General features: G+C 71.8%; 18 protein-coding genes. 5 read left to right on the top strand and 13 right to left on the bottom strand.

Going from position 1 to position 17,898, the window contains the following annotated elements:
• Positions 1-63: 63 nt before the first annotated feature.
• The 7 genes from VNG13_03435 to VNG13_03405 form a co-directional block, all read right to left on the bottom strand.
• Complete coding sequence (locus tag VNG13_03435; GenBank protein ID HVA59575.1) at positions 64-303, bottom strand: DUF6458 family protein; 240 nt, start codon at positions 301-303, stop codon at positions 64-66.
• 102 nt (positions 304-405) lie between these two features.
• Complete coding sequence (locus VNG13_03430; GenBank protein ID HVA59574.1) at positions 406-1,668, bottom strand: EAL domain-containing protein; 1,263 nt, start codon at positions 1,666-1,668, stop codon at positions 406-408.
• Positions 1,665-4,052 (bottom strand): ATP-binding protein, encoded by a 2,388-nt coding sequence (locus VNG13_03425; protein HVA59573.1) that lies wholly within the window; start codon positions 4,050-4,052, stop codon positions 1,665-1,667. The genes VNG13_03430 and VNG13_03425 overlap by 4 nt, the downstream gene beginning before the upstream one ends.
• 124 nt (positions 4,053-4,176) lie before the next feature.
• Positions 4,177-5,052, bottom strand: coding sequence for a glucose-1-phosphate thymidylyltransferase RfbA (rfbA, locus tag VNG13_03420; protein ID HVA59572.1), 876 nt, complete (start codon positions 5,050-5,052; stop codon positions 4,177-4,179).
• Positions 5,053-5,061: 9 nt separating this feature from the next.
• The gene (locus VNG13_03415; protein ID HVA59571.1) at positions 5,062-5,493 is read right to left on the bottom strand and encodes a hypothetical protein; all 432 of its coding nucleotides are present in this window, start codon (positions 5,491-5,493) and stop codon (positions 5,062-5,064) included.
• Positions 5,490-6,527: a lysylphosphatidylglycerol synthase transmembrane domain-containing protein gene (locus tag VNG13_03410; protein ID HVA59570.1), complete on the bottom strand. Its 1,038-nt coding sequence runs from the start codon at positions 6,525-6,527 to the stop codon at positions 5,490-5,492. The genes VNG13_03415 and VNG13_03410 overlap by 4 nt, the downstream gene beginning before the upstream one ends.
• A gap of 34 nt (positions 6,528-6,561) precedes the next feature.
• On the bottom strand, positions 6,562-7,224 hold the full coding sequence (locus VNG13_03405) for a DUF1345 domain-containing protein (protein ID HVA59569.1): 663 nt from the start codon (positions 7,222-7,224) through the stop codon (positions 6,562-6,564).
• 8 nt (positions 7,225-7,232) lie between these two features.
• Here VNG13_03405 and VNG13_03400 point away from each other — a divergent pair, with 8 nt between their 5' ends.
• Positions 7,233-7,364 carry a hypothetical protein gene (locus tag VNG13_03400; GenBank protein ID HVA59568.1) on the top strand — a complete coding sequence of 44 codons (132 nt, stop codon included), beginning with the start codon at positions 7,233-7,235 and terminating at the stop codon, positions 7,362-7,364.
• Between the two features lie 6 nt (positions 7,365-7,370).
• On the opposite strand, the gene VNG13_03395 is transcribed toward VNG13_03400, so the two are convergent.
• Entirely contained in the window at positions 7,371-8,249 is an 879-nt protein-coding gene (locus VNG13_03395; GenBank protein HVA59567.1) for a DUF1206 domain-containing protein, read from the bottom strand.
• A gap of 42 nt (positions 8,250-8,291) precedes the next feature.
• On the opposite strand from VNG13_03395, the gene VNG13_03390 reads away from it, so the two are divergent.
• Together VNG13_03390 and VNG13_03385 are read left to right on the top strand one after the other, a co-directional pair.
• A complete protein-coding gene (locus VNG13_03390) occupies positions 8,292-9,644 on the top strand; it encodes an NAD(P)/FAD-dependent oxidoreductase (GenBank protein HVA59566.1) in 1,353 nt (450 codons plus the stop codon).
• Positions 9,645-9,706: 62 nt separating this feature from the next.
• Entirely contained in the window at positions 9,707-9,949 is a 243-nt protein-coding gene (locus VNG13_03385) for a hypothetical protein (GenBank protein HVA59565.1), read from the top strand.
• An 18-nt stretch (positions 9,950-9,967) separates the two neighbouring features.
• On the opposite strand, the gene VNG13_03380 is transcribed toward VNG13_03385, so the two are convergent.
• From VNG13_03380 to VNG13_03370, 3 genes are read right to left on the bottom strand one after another with little or no spacing between them, the layout of a single operon-like run.
• Positions 9,968-10,870: a bifunctional NUDIX hydrolase/histidine phosphatase family protein gene (locus tag VNG13_03380; GenBank protein ID HVA59564.1), complete on the bottom strand. Its 903-nt coding sequence runs from the start codon at positions 10,868-10,870 to the stop codon at positions 9,968-9,970.
• A gap of 4 nt (positions 10,871-10,874) precedes the next feature.
• Positions 10,875-12,371 (bottom strand): CYTH and CHAD domain-containing protein, encoded by a 1,497-nt coding sequence (locus VNG13_03375; GenBank protein ID HVA59563.1) that lies wholly within the window; start codon positions 12,369-12,371, stop codon positions 10,875-10,877.
• On the bottom strand, positions 12,368-14,515 hold the full coding sequence (locus VNG13_03370; protein HVA59562.1) for an RNA degradosome polyphosphate kinase: 2,148 nt from the start codon (positions 14,513-14,515) through the stop codon (positions 12,368-12,370). The genes VNG13_03375 and VNG13_03370 overlap by 4 nt, the downstream gene beginning before the upstream one ends.
• Before the next feature lie 81 nt (positions 14,516-14,596).
• Here VNG13_03370 and VNG13_03365 point away from each other — a divergent pair, with 81 nt between their 5' ends.
• Positions 14,597-15,370, top strand: a complete 774-nt coding sequence (locus VNG13_03365) for an SDR family oxidoreductase (protein ID HVA59561.1) — start codon at positions 14,597-14,599, stop codon at positions 15,368-15,370.
• A gap of 204 nt (positions 15,371-15,574) precedes the next feature.
• Positions 15,575-17,059 carry a sensor domain-containing diguanylate cyclase gene (locus VNG13_03360; GenBank protein ID HVA59560.1) on the top strand — a complete coding sequence of 495 codons (1,485 nt, stop codon included), beginning with the start codon at positions 15,575-15,577 and terminating at the stop codon, positions 17,057-17,059.
• A 39-nt stretch (positions 17,060-17,098) separates the two neighbouring features.
• Here VNG13_03360 and VNG13_03355 read toward each other — a convergent pair whose 3' ends face one another.
• A complete protein-coding gene (locus VNG13_03355) occupies positions 17,099-17,557 on the bottom strand; it encodes an NAD-dependent epimerase/dehydratase family protein (protein ID HVA59559.1) in 459 nt (152 codons plus the stop codon).
• Between the two features lie 115 nt (positions 17,558-17,672).
• Positions 17,673-17,897, bottom strand: a complete 225-nt coding sequence (locus tag VNG13_03350) for a hypothetical protein (GenBank protein HVA59558.1) — start codon at positions 17,895-17,897, stop codon at positions 17,673-17,675.
• Position 17,898 lies beyond the last annotated feature (1 nt).

Below are 17,898 nucleotides of genomic sequence, written 5' to 3'. Positions count from 1 at the left end.
CTATCGGGGTCCGGACACCACTAAGGCCGGTGCCGTACGGCACCGGCCTTAGTGGTGCATGGCTCAGATGACTTCGCGGTCCCGGACAACCGTGCGCTCGGTGGTGTACGGGTCGGCCGCGACCGCCGTCCCCACCCGCCGGCGCGGCATGAAGATTGCCATGTCGATGACCAGGCCGAGCGCGCCGACGATCATGAGGATGACCCCGACCGTCGAGATGCTGATCCCGGACACCGTGGTGTGCACGGCGAACGTGAGCACCGCCCCGACCGCGAGCAGGAAGATGCCGATGCCGATACCCATTGCGAGCCTCCCAGTCGTGTCCGACCTCTCCGGTCGGTACTGACTCGTCTATACCCGGATCGCGGCTGTTTCACGCCTCGTCGCGGTCGGGCACGACCGCGGTTACCCGGAGGACGTTCGGCGGTGCCAGGGTCGGTCGGCCGTTCGGGTGTCGACGGCGATGTGCGCGAGGTTCCGGGTCAACGGCAGGGGTCCGGGGCGGCTGAGGTGAAAGCCCTGCCCGTAGTTGACCTGCAAGTTCCGCAGGGCGTCCAGCTCGGTTGCGGTTTCGACGCCTTCGGCGACGATGGTGGCGTCGATCTCGGCGGTGAAGGTGAGCAGGGCGGCGGCGAGTGCCCGGCGCACCGGGTCGGTGTCGATCCCGCGGGTGAGGGCGATGTCGAGTTTGACGATCTCCGGACGAAGCCGCAGGACATGTTCGAGGCTGGCGAAACCGGCCCCGGTGTCATCGATGGCGAGCCGGATCCCCCGCTCGCGCAGCGGGCCCATCGCCTGGATGATCGCCGCATAGTCGTCGACCGGGGCGTGTTCGGTGAGTTCGAGGACGAGCCGATCTCCGGGCTGGCCGGCCAGGACGGGGTGGATCGCGCCGGAGAGCAGCGCCGCGGGTGAGGCGTTGACCGAAAGGTAGGTGCCGGGGGGGAGCCGATCGAGCTCGGTGACGGCGGAGCGGATCGCGGCGAGCTCGAGTTCGACGCCGAGGCCGACGCTGGCCGCCTCGGCGAACCATAGGTCCGGGGCGCGCGGCGGTTCGCTGGGGAACCGGGCGAGAGCTTCCGCTCCGACGACCTCGCCGCTGCGCAGGTGCGCGATCGGTTGGAACACCATGTGAACCGCGGAGCGGTCGAGCACCGATTGGATCCGTCGGCGTCGCTCCTGATGTTCCGCCACCGCCCGCCGCCGCGATTCGGCCTGCTCGCGGAGTTCGTCTTGGAGTGCGCGGTTGTGGTAGCTCAGCCGTTGGTGCAGGAATCTGGTCTCGAGCAGGTTGGCGATCCGGAGCAGGACCTCCGTGCGGTCGAAAGGTTTGGTCAGAAAGTCGTTCGCACCCGCTTGCAGCGCCCGGTCGCGGGCGTCGGTGGTGATGTCCGAGGTGAGCACCAGGATCGGGACGTAGCCGTCGACCGCGGTTGCGGTCTTGAACGCCGCGACGACCGCGAACCCGTCGAGGTACGGCATCTGGAGGTCCAGGAGGACCAGGTCCGGGGAGAACGTGTCGTACAGCTCGGCCGCTTGCCGGGAGTCGGAGGTCGATTCCAGCCGGGTGTACCCCTCGCGGTGCAGGATCCGTTCGAGCAGGGTGACGTTGGCCGGTTCGTCGTCGATGATCAGGATGCGGGCGGCGGTTCGGATGATCGGCGTCATAGGGCGGCGCCCGCGGTCAGGATGGCTTCGATCACGTCGACGAGCCGTGTCAGGTCCAGTGGCTTGGTCAGGTAGTCGGAGGCACCGGCGTCGAGCAGTCGTTGGATCTGGCCGGCGCTGGCGTCGGCGCTGAGCACGACCACCGGTGTCGCCGCCGTGTCGGGCTCGGAACGGAGCCGGCGGAGCACCTCCTGCCCGTCGATGCCGGTCAGGTGCAGGTCGAGCAGGACCAGGGCCGGGCGGTGGCGGCGGACGAGCTCCCCCACCGGCTCCCCGGCGGCGGTGGCGACCACCCGCAGGCCGCGGGGGACCAGCAGGCGTTCGACGAGGCGTTGGTTGGCCGGGTTGTCCTCCACGTGGAGGATCGTGCGGCCCTTACCGGTCGGCCCGCGTGTGGCCGGGGGCCGTTTTGCCTGTGCCTGAGTGGGGAGGTGGAAGGGCGCGGCGGCCTGGCTGAGCTCCAGGGTGAACGTGCTGCCCTGGCCGGGACGACTCTCCGCGGTGAGGCTGCCGCCCATCGCCTCGGCCAGCCGGTGGGCCAACGCCAACCCGATGCCGGTGCCTTCCACCGCGGTCTGCTCGGCGCCGAGCCGATCGAACGGGACGAAGAGCCGCTGCATGTTCTCCGCCGCGATGCCTGGGCCCGTGTCGGTCACCGCGATCGCCAGCCGATCCTCGCCATTTTGCCGGCAGGAGACCGCGACGGTGCCTCCCGGACGGTTGTATTTGATCGCGTTGGAGACCAGGTTGAGCAGGATCTGCTTGAGCCGCTGCCGGTCCGCCTGGACCAGCCAGGGACCTGAGTCCGGGGCTTCGAGCCGGAGCCCCGCTCCGCCGGCCAGCGGCCGAAGCAGATCGAGGGTCTCGGCGAGCAACTCGGCCACCGCCACCGGCTCGGCCGACAGCGTCAGCTTGCCGGTTTCGATACGGCTGATGTCGAGGACCTCGTTGATCAGCGCCAGGAGGTGCCGGCCGCCCCGGTCGATCTGCTGCACGCTCTCCCGCTGGTCGGCGGTGAGCTGGTCCAGTTGCAGCAGTTGGCCGAAACCGAGGATCGCGTTCAGCGGCGTGCGCAGCTCATGGCTCATCCGGGAAAGGAACTCGCTCTTGGCCCGGTTGGCCCGCTCGGCCTCCAAGGTGGCCTGCTCGGCCGCCTGCCGGGCCGCCTCGGCATCCATCGTCGCCCCGTGCAGGGCCGACTCGATCCGCTTGCGGTCGGTGATGTCTTCGGAGATCCCGAGCAGGTAGGCCGGGTTTCCCTCGGCGTCGAGGATCGCCACCTTCTTGGTGTGCAGGATCCGGGTCTGCCCACTGGCGTCCTGCATCGGCTCCTCGGCGATATCCACCAGCGTCCCTTCCGTGAGCACCTGGCGGTCCTTCGCCTCGAAGAACTCGGCCTGGTCGGCCGGGAACAGGTCGAAGACGCTCTTCCCGAGCAACTCGGCGGCGGGCACCCCGACCAGCTCCGTACCCGCGCGATTGAAGAGGGTGAACCGCAAGTCTTCGGCGTCTTTGGCGAAGACCATGTTCGGAAGGTTCTCGACGACCGAGTGGAGGAACGCCTCCGAGCTGCGGCGCCCCCGCTCGCTCTCCGCGAGCAGCGTGTTCACCTCGGCCAGGGTCCGGCCCAGCCGGCCCAGCTCGTCGGCGCCGGCGATCGGCAGCAGGTCCACGCCCTGGTTCAGCCGCCGGGCGTTCTCGTCCAGCCGGCGCACCCGCCGGAGGACACCGGCGCTGAACAGCAATGCCGCCAGGCAGCCGCCGACGAGTGCGATCAGGCCGCTGCTCGCGGCGGCGATCAGTTGCCGGTGCCGCAGGACCGCGTCGGAACGGGTCCGGGCCAGTAGCAGCTGGTGCTCGACCTGGTCCATCGCCGCCAGCCCGGCCCGAATCGAGGAGGTGCCGACCCGCAGCCGTCCGAGCAGGGCGCTGCCAGCCCGGCTGGGGACGCCCGGGGTTCGGGCCGCCAGCACCTCGCCGACCAGGGCGAGTTGCCTGTTGACCAGGCCGCTGAGCAGCTTTGCCCGGGACGCCTCGGCCGGATTGTCGCGGACCAAGCTGGCCAGAACGGCGACCTCTCCGGGCAGGCTTTGCGCCGTCTGGCGCGCCTGGAGCAGCCCCTGGGCATCCCCGGTCAGCAGGTAGCTCTGCGCGCCGGTCCCGGCAGCGCTTACTGCGGCGTCGGCCGTCGCGATCGTCTCTCGCACCTGAAGGGTGTGCTGCACCCACTTTTCCGCCCGCAGCGCCTGGGCGTTGACCCAGACCGCCGAGCCGCTCGCGACCACGACACCGAGCAGCGGCGTCGCCACGACCAGGAGCACCTTGGCGCGCAGCGACCGGCCGTTCCACCAGCTCGACACGCGCCGTTTCGGACCCAGACTCATCGGACAACCCGGCTCTTTTGAGGGAGATTCCACCCGGATCATCGGCGGCTCGGACTGAGCGCTTGAGCTGGCCGGACGTCCGGGCACGCTCACTCCGCCGCCACACCCGGTTGGCGCCGGCGGCTCAGAACGGGCCGGACTCGGCGAGTTCCCGGACGTACAGGCCGTACCCCGAGGAGCCCAGCTGGTCGGCCAGGACGGCGAGCTGCGCGGCGTCGATGAAGCCCATCCGGAACGCGATCTCCTCCACGCACGCGATCCGGATCCCGGTGCGGTGGGTGAGCACCTGCACGAACTGTCCGGCCTCGAGCAGGCTGTCGTGGGTTCCGGTGTCGAGCCAGGCGGTGCCCCGGCCCAGGTCGACCAGCCGGGCCCGGCCCTGCCGGAGGTATTCGAGATTGACGTCGGTGATCTCCAGTTCCCCCCGCGGTGAGGGCCGGAGCTCCGCCGCGATGTCGAGGACCGCATTGTCGTAGAGGTACAGGCCGGTGACGGCGAGGTTGGACGGCGGGACGGCGGGCTTCTCTTGGATCTCGAGCAGCCGTCCGCCCGGGTCGAGCACGGCGACCCCGTAGCGCTGCGGGTCCTTGACCCGGTAGCCGAACAGGGTCGCGCCGTCGAGGTCGGCGACCGCCTTTCCGAGCAGGGCGCCGAGACCGTGCCCGTGGAAGATGTTGTCACCCAGGACGAGGGCGACGGAGTCGTCTTCGACGAACCCCCGGCCGACCCGGAACGCGTCGGCCAGCCCGCGGGGCTCGTCCTGCGCGGCGAAGCCGAAGCGCAGGCCGAACTGGTCCCCATCGCCGAGCAGCCGCCGGAACAGCGGCAGGTCGTCCGGGGTCGAGATGACCAGGATGTCGCGGATCCCCGCGAGCATCAGCACGGACAGCGGGTAGTAGACCATCGGCTTATCGAAGACCGGCAGCAGCTGCTTCGACACGACCTTGGTGACCGGATGCAGCCGGCTGCCGCTGCCTCCCGCGAGGATGATTCCTTTCACCGGCCGACCCTATTTCGCCCGGATCCCGCGCGGCAGGTGGTCGGTGACCTCCACCGCGAACACCCGGGATCGCCGGGTGCTGATGGCGAACAACGCGTAACGGCCGGAGCCGCTGGCGCCGGAGACCTGGCCGGCGGCGTATGGCCCCAGGTAGACGACGAGACAGATCGTGGGTGCCGCGGCGGCCCGGGGCGTTCGGCGAGCATGGTTCTTCAGCGCCGGGAAGTCCGCGATCAGCTGGGTCCGGTCGATCTGGCGGATGTAGATGACGTGGCCGCGGTCGTGCACGGCGTCGGTGGTCAGCGGCACGACCGGGACGCAGATGTCGACGGCGCGGTGCACCGGGCCGCCCCGCGGCACGGCGCAGCCGGCCGAGAGCAGCAGCACGCCCAGGGCCGCGGCCATGCCGAAGTTCAGAGGGCTCCGCCGGAGTCGGTTCATGTCGGCACCACCACCGGATCCTCGGCCGCGGCGGCGGATGCGTGTCGCCGCCGGATGAGCAGATGGGCGGTCAGCCCGGCCGGGAACACCGCCCAGTAGCTGAACAGCCGGTAGAGCAGGACGGCGGCCAGGGTGTTGCCCTCCGCGCCCCCGAAGATGACGAGGGCGGCGGTGAGGCTCTCCTCCACCACGCCGAGGCCGCCGATCGAGATCGGGATCACGTTGGCCAGCTGCCCGGCGCAGTAGGCGAGCAGCAGGCCGCGCATCGGCGGGGCCGAGCCCACCGCCAGGAAGCCGGCGGCGAGGCAGCCGCAGTCGAGTACCCAGCTGCCGCCGGTCCACAGCGCGGCGGAGACCCATTCGCCACGAGTCGGCGACAGCTCGCCGGCGCCGGCGATCATCCGATCGGCCGCCGCCGGATCGGAGGCGATCCGCCTCGCCAGCCAACGCCAGGCCCGCAGGTCCGCCCCGCGCCGGTGCAGCCAGGCCCCTGCCGCGATGACCAGCACGGTGAGTCCGAGCAGGCCGAACGCGATGTACTGGAGGTCGGGGATCTGCTGCACGGTGCCGCCGCTGCCGGCGATCTCCGCGCCGGCCAGGGCGAGCACCGCCAGCGTGGCCATGTACAGCAGGGTCTGGGCGATCTGCACCTCCCCGCTCACGAGCACGCCGATCCGGCGGCGGAGCAGTTGGCGGAAGGTGTAGATGGTCGACGCGGCGATCCCCGCGGGCAGGCAGTTGGCGAGCGCCTGGGCGGCGGTCACGATGCCGGTCATCGGCAACAACGGCACCGCGCGCCGGGCCGCCCGAAGCAGCGTCCGCTGGCCCTGCGCGTAGGCGACGAAAGAGGCGGCCTCGGCCGCGGCGGCGAGCCCGAGATAGCCCGGCTCGATCCGGGTCAGCGCATCTTTGGCCTCGGTGAGCTGGCTGGTGCTTCCCGCGATGGCCCAGATCGCGAGGCCGAGCAGTCCCGCCAGGCCGATCGCGTACAGCAACCGCCGCCAGCGACGTTGACGGAGCCAGCCCGGTGCCACACCGGCAGTCTGGCCTACCGGAACTCCGGCCGGGCTACTTGCTCAGGCCGGCCACCAGATTGATGGTGATCGCGACGATGACCGCGCCGAACAGGTAGGACAGCAGCGCGTGCCGGAGGGCGGTGGCCCGGATATCGGTGGCCTCCAGGTTGGTGTCCGAGACCTGGAACGTCATTCCGATGGTGAACGACAAGTAGGCGAAGTCGGCGTAGCGGGGCGGCGCGTCCTGGTTGAAGTTCACCCCGCCCCGCGCACCGGTGTAGTACAGCCGGGCGTAGGACAGCGTGAACACGGTGTGCACGACAGCCCAGGCGAGCACCACGGACCCGACGCCCAGGGAAACCCGGATGATCTCGTGGGTCCCCCCGCCGTGACCGGCCCGGAAGATCACGGCGCCGACGGCGATCAGGCTGGCCACCGCCGCGGCGAGCAGAACGGCGTCCGTCCACCCCCGCGACGGATCCTCGCGGACCGCCCGCGCGGCGGTGCCCACACCGTCGAGCGGCCAGACCCGGCTCCAGGTCCACACCAGCAGCACCGCGGCGGCCACATCCCAGCCGACCAGCGGGGCCAGGCCGGGGGAGCCGAGCAGCGCGGTCAGGGTCGCGACCGCGACGAATGCGCCGGCGGCGACCAGCAAGCGGGTCCGGGTCGGCGACCCGCCCCGCGCCCGCGGCCGGGTCGCGGTCGTCGTCATGGATGGGCATGTACCCGCTGGGGTCGGTTTCGACCGTCGCCGAGCGGCGGGCCGCCCCAGGCCTCGCCGCCCCCTACCTGCGTTCCCGGGCCGGACTGCGCTACTTCGCGCCGCTGTGGGAGTTGCGGAGCCAACTCTGAGCGGGCTCACACCTTCCGGAACCGGGCCTCGAAGCAGAGGTAGATGCCGTAGGTGAGAAGCCCGAAGGCCACCGGGAACAGCAGGTACGGTCCGAACCATTGCCGGGCGAGCAGCCGGAGGGAGCCGTCGACGCCCTGCCCCCTTGCCGGGTTGCCGGTAACCGCGGCCGAGAAGATCACCGCACCGACGATGAGGAACACGACCCCGCGGGCGATGTAACCGACGGTCCCGAGGACCTGGATGACCAGCCACGTCCGGGCCCCGATCCGGCGCCGCGGGAAGCGCTCGTCGAAGCTCTCCGTCAGCGCGTTGTGGACGAGGATCCCCCCGGCGACCGCGATGACCACGCCGAGCAACCCGACGAGTTCCGGGCCGAGCGGCCAGGACAGCAACCGGGCCGTCCAGCCGCTGCTGGCCTGCTGCGACCGGGCCGAGCTGCCCTTCGACGACGGGGACGCCACCACCGACGCGCTCCAGCCGGCGAGACCGCCGTAAAGGCCGGCGGCCCCCAGCGAGCGCAGGCGCAGCACCCAGCGTTGCATCGGTGAGGGGTCGTCGTTGTGGTGGAGGACCGCGTCGATCACGCTGAAGACCGCGTAACCGACCAGCCCCACCACCAAGATTGCGAGCCCGATCCGGCCGCCGGGCTCGTCGGCCACGGTCCGCAAAGCGCCTTGGGGACTGACCCCCCTAGACGTACTGCCCTGGCGGTCGCCCGAGGAATCGAGCGCGAGCCCGACGACGAGGTAGCCGAGGATCAGGTACACCGCCGCCCGGGTGGCGATCCCGAATCGGGCGAAGCCGTCGCCCCACCTGTTCCGCGCCACCCGCGCCGTGGTCCGGCGGCCGGCCCGCATCGTCTTGCGGGTGCCGGTGGCGGTCATGGCCGAAGTCTGCTCAGTCTGGAGCGTGGTAAGCCTGCCGCCATGGACAGTTTCGATGTCGTGGTGCTCGGTGCCGGTTCGGCCGGCGAGCTCGTCGCCGGCGAATTGGCGAGGGCCGGCCGGCAGGTGGTCGTCGTGGAGGCCGCCCGGGTCGGCGGGGAGTGCCCGTATGTGGCCTGCATGCCGAGCAAGGCGATGCTGCGCAGCGCGGAGGCCCGCAGCGAGGCCCGCCGACTCGTCGAGCTGGGCGGCAGCGCGACCGCCCCCAACCTCGGCGACGACACCGCCGGATTCGCCCGGGCGGTGGCCCGGCGGGATGCGATCGCCGAGCACCGCTCCGACTCCGGCGCCGCGGATCGCCTCCAGCGGGACGGCGCCACGCTGATCCGCGGGATCGGGCGGGTGGCCCGCCCGGGGGTCGTCGACGTCGACGGCCGGCGCCTCGGCTACCGCGATCTGGTCGTCGCCACCGGCTCGAAGCCGGTTCGCCCGGACGTCCCCGGCATGGACGAGGTCCCGATCTGGACGAGCGACGAGGCGCTGTCCAGCCCGCACCGGCCGGCGACGCTGATCGTGCTCGGCGGCGGTGCGGTGGGCTGCGAACTCGCGCAGGTGTACGCCCGGTTCGGGACCGGGGTGACCCTGCTGGAGACCGCGGAGCGGCTGCTCGGCCCGGAGGAGGAGAGCATCGCCGCGCTGATGGCCGAGGTCCTCGCCGCGGACGGGATCGACGTCCGGCTGGGGGTGGACCTGACCGACGGCCTGCCGATCAGCGCTGAACGGCTCCTGCTCGCGGCCGGTCGTTCGCCCGACACCGGCGACCTCGGCCTCGACCGGCTCGGCGTCGAGCCCGGGGACAAGGGGGAACTGCGCACCGACGGGTACTGCCGGGTGGTCGGCCAGGAGCACGTCTGGGCGGCCGGCGACGTCACCGGAATCGCCCCGTTCACCCACGGGGCGAACTACCAGGGCCGGGTGATCGTCGACAACCTGCTCGGCCGGCCGCACCGCGCCGACTACCGGGCGATCCCGCGCGCGGTGTACACCGACCCGCCGGTGGCCAGTGTCGGGGAGACCGCCGCGAAGCTGCGCGGCCAGGGCCGGCCGGCACGCTCCGCCGCGATGGATCTCAGAACGACCGCGCGGTCGGCAAGCGACGGGCAGGGCCTCGGCCGGCTGGTGCTCACCGCCGACCCGGTGGAGCGGGTCCTGCTCGGAGCCGCCGCGATCGGGCCGCGCGCCGACGAGTGGCTGGCCGAGGCGGTGCTAGCGATCCACGCCCGCATCCCGCTCGAGGTGCTGACCGAGGTGGTGCACGCCTTCCCGACCTTCGCGGAGGCCTACGAGCCACCACTGCGCGAGCTGCGCGCGGCGTGCGGGCCGGTGGCCGGGTAGGCTCCGATGTCGCGTCATTCGGCGGGGTCGGGCGCGACAGTCGACCGGCGGGAGGCGGCAGGATGAGCAAGACGGCGGGGGCCCCGGCGCCATGGAAGGCATGGACGGTCGCCGTGCTCGTGATCATCGGCTTCACGGTCGGCGGCTGCGGGGTGATCTTCGGCTGGCCGATGTTCTGGACCGGCGTCGCCATCATCGTCGCCGGCTTCCTGCTCGGCTGGCGGGTGCGGATCATGGCGTTCACCGAGGAGTATCTGGTGGCCGGCGAGCGAGCCGAGCCGGAGACCCGGGCGCTGCACGGCTGAGCCGGGCACTCCCGGAAACTAAAGCGGCGGTGGGAAGCGCTCCATCGCCACCAGGTCCGGACCGGCCGCCACGTGCAGCACCCAGAACCCGCCCTTGCGAAGGGTCGCCTCGTCCGGGGCCGGGGCGCCGAGCCGCTCGGCGAGCCCGGTGATCAGGCCGGGTATGGCCTTGCCCTGGCTACAGACGACGGTGGCTTCCGCCGTCGCGCACACCTCGACCATCCGGTCGAGCGCCGGTCCAGGTGCCATGGCGTAACCGCTCTCCGACACCAGGGGCTCGCTGGTGACCGTGTGCCGGAACTCGCGGGCGTACGGGGCCACCGTCTCCAGGCAGCGTGCCACGTCCGCGGAGAGCACCCGGGTCACCCCGAACGCCGACAGCAACGGCGTCAGCGCATGCGCCTGGCTGCGCCCGGTCCCGTCCAGCGGGCGGTCCCGGTCGTCCCCTGTCCACCCGCCTCTCTCGCCGGCACTGCCGTGGCGGACCAGGATGATCGGCCAGGTCGGCCGGGTGTCCTCGGCGTAGCCGGCCAGGATGGTGCGATCCCGCTCGGGCAGCAGGTGGAGTTGTCCCTCCCGCGGCGGTAGCCACATCAGCTGGTCCACCTCGAGCGAGGATTCGAATCGCCCGCCGACGACCTCGCAGGCCCAGTACCGCACCCGCTTCGGCAACCCGTCCTTGAGGTAGCGGATCTCTCCGAGCGGTCGACCTGGGTGGGCCGCGAAACCGGTCTCCTCCTCCACCTCGCGAAGCGCGCCGAGCAGCGGGTGCTCGTCGCTGCCGAGCTTGCCCTTGGGCAGAGACCAGTCGTCGTATTTCGGCCGATGGACGAGGCAGACCTCGACGCCGACCGGTCCGGGCGCGGAGCGCCAGAGCACTCCGCCGGCGGCTTCGATCGGCCGCGTTTCCGTCGAGGCCATTCGTTCAGCCGTCGAGCCACTGCCGCAGGGCCGGCTGGCTCACCTTCGGCCACTTGCCGGCGAACTCGCAGCGGGCCCGTTTCGCGGCGTCGAGCTGGCGGGCGCAGAGCAGGCCCAGGGTGAACGTTGCCGCCCGGCCGCCCGGCGCGCTGGCCAGCCGGCGCAGCAGGGCCGCGGCGACGACGGCGTCCTGGTGCTCGCCGAGGATGTCCTGGATCGACGTGATCGCGGTGGCCAGCCGGCGGGCCGGCTTCCCGAAGACCGGGGCGGCCGCCTCGACGGCGTACCGCGCGTGCTTGGCGGCGATCCGGGCCCGGTGGTACTCCTCGGCCGGGCCGGCCGGGTCGAGCGCGGACACCCGGCGGGTAAGCCGGCGCCAGCCCTCGGCGACGAGCCCCGGGACGATCTCGGCGCAGGTCCCCGTCCCGAGCATCCGCGGGAAAGTCGCGCCGTCGACCCCCCGCTGCAGCAGGGCGATGTAGCGCTCGGACCCGAGAACCTCGTCCACCAGCGGGGTGACCCGGGCGAGTTCGGGGCCGAGCTCCGCTTCGATCAGCTTCCCTACCGGTCCGCGGACGTCGGTCGGGTCGAGCCGCTCCACCTCCGCCGCCAGCCGGGCCAGGAGCACTTCGGCGTCCCGGGCGGGGGAAAACTCCCGGGCCAGCCAGCCGAGTTCCTCGCGCAGTCCGGCGACCCACTCCGGGTCGAGCACCGGCGCGAAGGTCTTCAGACCGCTGCGCAGCCGGCGGGTGGCGACCCGCAGCTGGTGGACGGAATCCGGTTGACCGCGCCGGATTCCGAGGTCGGCCCCCATCAACGCCCGCACGTGCCGGCGCAGGAAGGCGGCGATCGCGTCGGTGACCGGGTCGTCCGGACCGACCGGGCCGGGGACCGGCGGGTCGGGCGGTGCGCTGGCCCGCGGCCCGAGCGCCCGCACCGCCTTCGGCACGAACTCGCCGCCCACCGCGCCGGCACCGCTGAGGACCCCTCCGACGAGGGTGAGCACGGCCTGGCCGCCGCCTTTGTCCTCCACCTCGATCTCGCGGAAGCGGGCCACCGCGTGGTCCCCCTCGCGCACCTCGACCCGGTCGTCGACGAGCTCGGCGACGAGCTCGCCCGCTGGGCCGAGGAGCGGGAGCAGATGCCGGTCGGTGACGAGCGTGGCAACCGGGAGCAGGGGGGCGAAGCGGGTCCACGCGGTCACCAGCGCGGTGAGGGCGCCGGGCGGGCTCTCACCGGGATCGGGGTCGTGCAGCTCGTCGCGTACCCCTTCGCCGGCATCGAGGACCGGCAGCTTCAGCTGCCATCCGTCCTGGCCGTCTCCGACCCGTCGGCGCAGGGTGATCCCGTCCCGGGCGAGTCGCAGGTCGCCGGTGTCCACGTACTGGGCGACGAGTTCGTGATGAGCCGGTGGGCCGGTCCCGGACAGCCCCGCTATCCCGGTCAGCTCCGGAAGCTCGAAGTTCGGGTGCACCCGGAACTTGACCTCTACCTCTCTCACGTGCGGGCGCCTTCCGCCGCCCGTTCGATGGCCAGCCGGTTCTCGCGGATCAGGTCCAGCTGGTAGTCCACGGCGCCGGCGCCGCAGTGCCGCACCCACCGGCCGTCCGGGCCGAGCGCCCAGGCGGCGACGTCTTCGGTCAGGGCCAGGTCGAGCAGGTTGGCGAGCATCCGGCGGGCTGCGCGGTCGCGCACCGAGACCAGCGCCTCGACCCGGCGGTCGAGGTTGCGGTGCATCATGTCGGCGCTGCCGATGTAGTAGAGGTCCTTGCCGCCGGCGACCAGATGCAGGATCCGGGAGTGTTCGAGGAAGCGGCCGAGGATGCTGCGAACCCGGATGGTGTCGGACAGGCCGGCCACGCCCGGCCGCAGCGCGCACATCCCGCGGATGACGAGATCCACCGGCACCCCGGCTCGGGACGCCCGGTAGAGCGCGTCGATGATTTCCTCGTCGACCAGGCTGTTCAGCTTCATCCGGACCCCGGCCGGGTCCCCGGCCCGCGCGTGCTCGATCTCCGCGTCGATCAGCCCGACGATCGCCGGCCGGAGCGCGTCCGGCGCCACCAGCAGGGTCCGGTAGCTCCGCCGCCGGGTGTATCCGGACAGGTGGTTGAACAGGTCGCTGAGATCGGCCCCCACCTCGGGGTCGGCGGTGAGCAGGCCGAGGTCCTCGTAGATCCGCGCGGTCTTCGGGTTGTAGTTGCCGGTGCCGATGTGCGCGTAGCGACGCAGGCTGCCGTCGGCGAGCTGGCGGACGACGAGGCAGAGCTTGGCGTGCGTCTTCAGCCCGATCACGCCGTAGACGACGTGGCAGCCGGCCTGCTCCAGCGCCCGGGCCCAGCGGATGTTCGCCTGCTCGTCGAACCGGGCCTTGATCTCCACCGAGACGAGGACCTGCTTGCCGCATTCGGCGGCGTCGATGAGCGCGTCGACGATCGGCGAGTCGCCGCTGGTCCGGTAGAGGGTCAGCTTGATGGCCAGCACCGACGGGTCGGCGGCGGCTTGTTCGACGAAGGCCTGCACGCTGGTGGAGAACGAGTCGTAGGGATGGTGGACGAGCACGTCGCCACCGTCGAGCACCGAGAACAGATCCGACGGGGTCGCCGTGTCCAGCCCGCGCAGCCGCGGATGGGTGGCCGGCACGAACGCCGGGTATTTGCAGTCCGGCCGGTCGACGTCCGCGAGCGCGCTCAGCCCGGACAGGTCGAGCGGGCCGGGGAGCCGGTAGACCTCGGTCGCGGTGACGCCGAGCTCGCGGACCAGCAGGTCGAGCACCCGCTCGCTCATCGACTCGTCGACCTCGAGCCGGACCGGTGGGCCGAACCGGCGCCGGGACAGCTCCCGCTCCAGTGCCTGGAGCAGGTCCTCGGCGTCGTCCTCTTCGACCTCGAGGTCCTCGTTGCGGGTGACCCGGAAGGTGTGCGTCTCCACGACGTCCAGACCGGGGAACAGCTGGGGCAGGTGCTCGGCGATCAGGTCCTCGAGCGGGAGGAAGCGTCCCGGATCGACCGGAAGGAACCGTGGAAGGAGCGGGGGCACCTTGACCCGGGCGAAGCGGTCCTCGTCCTCCGCCGGGTCGCGGACGACGACCGCGAGGTTGAGCGAGAGCCCGGAGATGTAGGGGAACGGATGCGCCGGATCCACGGCGAGGGGCGTGAGCACCGGGTACACCCGGTCCCGGAACAGGATGTGCAGCCGCTCCCGGTCGGCGTCGGCCAGCTCGGCCCAGTGCACCAGCCGGACGCCGGCCTCGCCGAGCTGCGGGGCGAGCCGTTCGGCGAAGACCATGGCATGTTCGGCGACCAGGTCGTGCGTCCGCGCCGCGATCAGCTCGAGCTGCTCGCGGGGGGACAGGCCGGTGGGGGTGGTGACCGCGATCCCGGTCGCGATCCGCCGCTTGAGCCCGGCCACCCGCACCATGAAGAACTCGTCGAGGTTCGTCGCGAAGATCGAAACGAAGCGGGCCCGCTCGAGCAGTGGCACCTCCGGGTCGGCGGCCAGCGCCAGCACCCGGGCGTTGAAGTCCAGCCAGCTCTGCTCGCGGTCGAGGAAGCGATCGCTCGGGAGCGGGTCGCCGCCGGCCGGGACCGCGATCCGCTCCGCCACGCCGATCGTCGGCCGCGTCTCGGAAGGGAACGGGGCCATGCCCTGAATACTGCCCGAGCCGGAGGGCTCACCTCGGGCCGGGGCTGGCGCCGCGTGCCGCGATTCGGCAGAGTGCGCGGGATGGAGTACGGCGGACAGATCGCGGTCGTCACCGGCGGGTCGTCCGGGCTCGGCCGGCGACTCGCGTTGGACCTGGCCAGGGCCGGCGCCGACGTCGTCGCGGTAGCTCGCCGGGAGGACCGGCTCGCCGCGCTCGCCGAGGAGATGCGGGCGGCCAATCCGCGCTGCCGTTACCAGGTCTGCGACCTCACCGATGTCGCTGCATTCGTGGCGCTGCTCGGCGACGTCGAGCGCGACCGGGGCCGGATCGACATCCTGCTCAACATCGCGGGCATCGGGGGTATCGACCGCACCCAGGAGCCGACCCTCGACGGTCTGCGCGAGGTCCTCGAGATCAACTTCGTGGCCCCGTACGCGGGCATGCTGACCGTCCTGCCCGGCATGCGCCGGCGCCGGCACGGGGTGATCGCCAACATGAGCTCCGACGACGGCCGCGCCCCGGGCCCGGGCGCCGGGGATTACGCGGCGAGCAAGGCCGCGCTCTCCGCCGCCACCGAATCCATCTTTTACGACACCCGCTCGGACGGCGTGACTGCGCATGTGATCTACCCCGGTTGGGTCCCGACCGAGATGGGTCTCGAGGCGGTCCGCGAGGGTGGCATGCCGATGCCGCCGCGGGCGGTCCGGCGCAGCGAGGAGCAGGTGTCGTCCCTGGTCCTGCGCCGGCTCGGCGCTCCCCGGGTGGAGATCAACGCGGCGGCTCTCCCGATGCTGGCGCCGCTGCTCCGATCCGTGGCGCCGCGCAGCTATCACCGGCTGCGGGCCGCGCGCTGAGCCGGCCGCTGGTCCGTTCGGGCTAATCACGTTGCGCCCTCCGGCCGCTTGGCCGGTGGGGTCCTCGCGTCACGGGGCATGGCCCGGACTGATCATTTCTGCTCAAAGCGGTGCGCTTCGGGCTTGGCGCGGCCGATAGTGCCTGGGATAACGATGCATGCTGCCCTCCGACCGTCGCGGGGCGCCGCATCCTGGGGGACCGCAATGCGTATAGGACTGGGGCGCTTCGCCCCGCTGGTGGCGGCCGGCGTGCTTGTCGCCGGGTTCGGCGCCGCCGCCATCGCCGCCCAGCTGGCCGCGGACCACCGGGTCGCCTCTGTGCACCAGGCGGACCGCACCGGTGAGCAGCTGGTGCTGGCCGGGCTCACCCAGCAGTACCTCGAGTTCACCGAGCTTCAGACCGCCAACGCGACCGCCGGCTCCTGGCGGCTCTCACCCGGCAACGCCGCGGACCGGGCCCGCCTGGCGGCGATCGTCGCCGGTTCGCCGTTGACCAACCTCGGCGCGGCCCTGGTCAGCCTCAACGGGACACCGCTCACCGTCTACCCGAACGCTTCGGTCGCCCCGTCGCCCACCGATCCGGGGCTGCTCCCGCTGGAGAGCGGCCTGCTCCACGGCCAACCCGGGCTGTCCTCGGTGATGCTCGTGCACGGTCGGGCGGTGGTGGCCTTTGCGGTGCCGATCGGCTCGGCGGGAAGCTACCGGGCCCTGCTGGTCACCTTCGCCGACGCCCGCACCTGGCCGCTAGAGGGCTACACCCAACGGCTCACCCTCGGCGCGACGGCGAGCCCGCTCATCATCGACTCGTCGGGCACGGTAGCGGCCGCGCTCGACCCGAGCCTGGTCGGGCACCCGGCGCCGGCGAGCCCGGGCGTGCGCGCCGCGCTGGCCGGGCACTCCGGCTTCGCCACGTTCAAGCGCGGATCCACGGACTACATCGTTTCCTACGCACCGGCCGGGTTCGGCGGGTGGGCGGTGCTCACCGAGCAGCGGGTCGGCGCCTTCTCCGGCGCGCTTACGGCCGACCTCACCCGAACGGTGTTTGCCCTGCTCGCGTTCCTCGTGGTCGCGGTCGCCGGGCTCTTCCTGCTCAACTTCAAGCGCCAGGAGGCCCTGAGCAAGCTCGCCGACGAGGCGCTCTACGACCCGCTCACCGGCCTGGCCCAGCGCCGGTTGTTCACGATCCGCTACGAGGACGCGCTTGCCCGGCACCGCCGTACGCATACGTCGCTGGCGCTGCTCTACTGCGACCTCGACTCGTTCAAGCAGGTCAACGACCGGTTCGGGCACAACCGGGGCGACGAGCTGCTCACCACGATCGCCAAGCGGCTGAGCGAGACGGTGCGCGACACCGACCTGGTTGCCCGGCTCGGCGGCGACGAGTTCGCGATCCTCTGCGAAGCCGGCACGGACCCGCAGACGGTCCTCACGCTGGCGCGCCGGCTGCGGAGCACGATCTCGGCGCCGGTTCAGCTCGGCCCGTCGTCGTACACCCCGTCGATCAGCGTGGGCGTCGGAATCCTCGGCGCCGACGCGTCACCGGACTCGGATCTGATCCAGACCGCGGACTTCGCGATGTACGAAGCGAAGGGAGGCGACAGCGGGATCGCGGTGACCGTGATCGGCGGCTCGCCCGCTCCGCAGGCAGTGACCGTCCCCAGCCAGGACGAGCGGGCGACCACCAGCTGAGCCGGCGGCCTGGGCGGTTCGGGACGAGAACCCGGCCCTTCAGCCCCGGAGCACGGCCTCGAGGCCGTCCTCGATCATCGTCCTTGGTCTTGCCCACTTGCGCAGGAGCTCCGGAGAACCCACGCGGCACTCCTCGCCCGATGGCTTACTCGCGTCGCCAACAATCCGTGGGCTGTACTCCATAATCTTGGCCGCGAGCGTGGCGACGGCATAAAAATCCGTCCCGATCCCGGTGCACAAGTTCATGGCGCCGCCGAGCGTCGCCTGGTCATGGGTGGCCAGGATTCCGGTCACCGCGTCGTCGACGTGAAGAAAATCCCGCACCATCGGGTAGTCGGCGTCCTGGCCCGGTCCGTAGACGGTGAAAGGTCGGTAGCAGATCCTCGAAATCCCGAAGCGATCCGCGACGGTCTGGGCCAACACCTCGCCGGTAAGTTTCACCCATCCGTAGATCCCATCCGGCCGCCCATGTGCCACGGTGACTTTGCCGCCTGCCAAGGATTCGCCCCGAATGGGATCGTTCTGCCGTCAGGGAACGCCCTCGATCCCGCGGACGTGGAGTCCATCGCCAGCGCGATACTGGCCTACCGGTAGATAGAGGTGCCCCGCACTCTCAGACGGAACGCAGCGCGACGCCGACCTGCTCGGCGGCCTCCCCGCGGCCGAACGGGCATTCGACCTGCGTTATCACGCCGCCGCCCGGCTGTATCTCGATGCGATCCGACCGGAACGGCGCGCGACCGTCGTCGTCGACAACGACGATCTCGACGCACCGACCGTCCATCTGCGCCGACGGGTCTACCCAGTCACCTCCGCTGGGCAACACCGGGGTGGGCACG

The organism is Mycobacteriales bacterium (genome assembly GCA_035533475.1).
Classification (GTDB): Bacteria; Actinomycetota; Actinomycetes; order DATLTS01; family DATLTS01; genus DATLTS01.
This window is presented reverse-complemented; position numbering and strand designations above follow the sequence as displayed.

Excerpts from the sequence above, each read along its gene's own strand:
- VNG13_03385 (HVA59565.1), top strand. The coding sequence starts at position 9,707 with ATGAGCAAGACGGCGGGGGCCCCGGCGCCATGGAAGGCATGGACGGTC.
- VNG13_03415 (HVA59571.1), bottom strand. The coding sequence starts at position 5,493 with ATGAACCGACTCCGGCGGAGCCCTCTGAACTTCGGCATGGCCGCGGCC.
- VNG13_03395 (HVA59567.1), bottom strand. The coding sequence starts at position 8,249 with ATGACCGCCACCGGCACCCGCAAGACGATGCGGGCCGGCCGCCGGACC.
- VNG13_03390 (HVA59566.1), top strand. The coding sequence starts at position 8,292 with ATGGACAGTTTCGATGTCGTGGTGCTCGGTGCCGGTTCGGCCGGCGAG.
- VNG13_03365 (HVA59561.1), top strand. The coding sequence starts at position 14,597 with ATGGAGTACGGCGGACAGATCGCGGTCGTCACCGGCGGGTCGTCCGGG.
- VNG13_03400 (HVA59568.1), top strand. The coding sequence starts at position 7,233 with ATGTACCCGCTGGGGTCGGTTTCGACCGTCGCCGAGCGGCGGGCCGCC.
- VNG13_03405 (HVA59569.1), bottom strand. The coding sequence starts at position 7,224 with ATGACGACGACCGCGACCCGGCCGCGGGCGCGGGGCGGGTCGCCGACC.
- VNG13_03435 (HVA59575.1), bottom strand. The coding sequence starts at position 303 with ATGGGTATCGGCATCGGCATCTTCCTGCTCGCGGTCGGGGCGGTGCTC.
- VNG13_03380 (HVA59564.1), bottom strand. The coding sequence starts at position 10,870 with ATGGCCTCGACGGAAACGCGGCCGATCGAAGCCGCCGGCGGAGTGCTC.
- VNG13_03370 (HVA59562.1), bottom strand. The coding sequence starts at position 14,515 with ATGGCCCCGTTCCCTTCCGAGACGCGGCCGACGATCGGCGTGGCGGAG.
- VNG13_03425 (HVA59573.1), bottom strand. The coding sequence starts at position 4,052 with ATGAGTCTGGGTCCGAAACGGCGCGTGTCGAGCTGGTGGAACGGCCGG.
- VNG13_03360 (HVA59560.1), top strand. The coding sequence starts at position 15,575 with ATGCGTATAGGACTGGGGCGCTTCGCCCCGCTGGTGGCGGCCGGCGTG.
- VNG13_03430 (HVA59574.1), bottom strand. The coding sequence starts at position 1,668 with ATGACGCCGATCATCCGAACCGCCGCCCGCATCCTGATCATCGACGAC.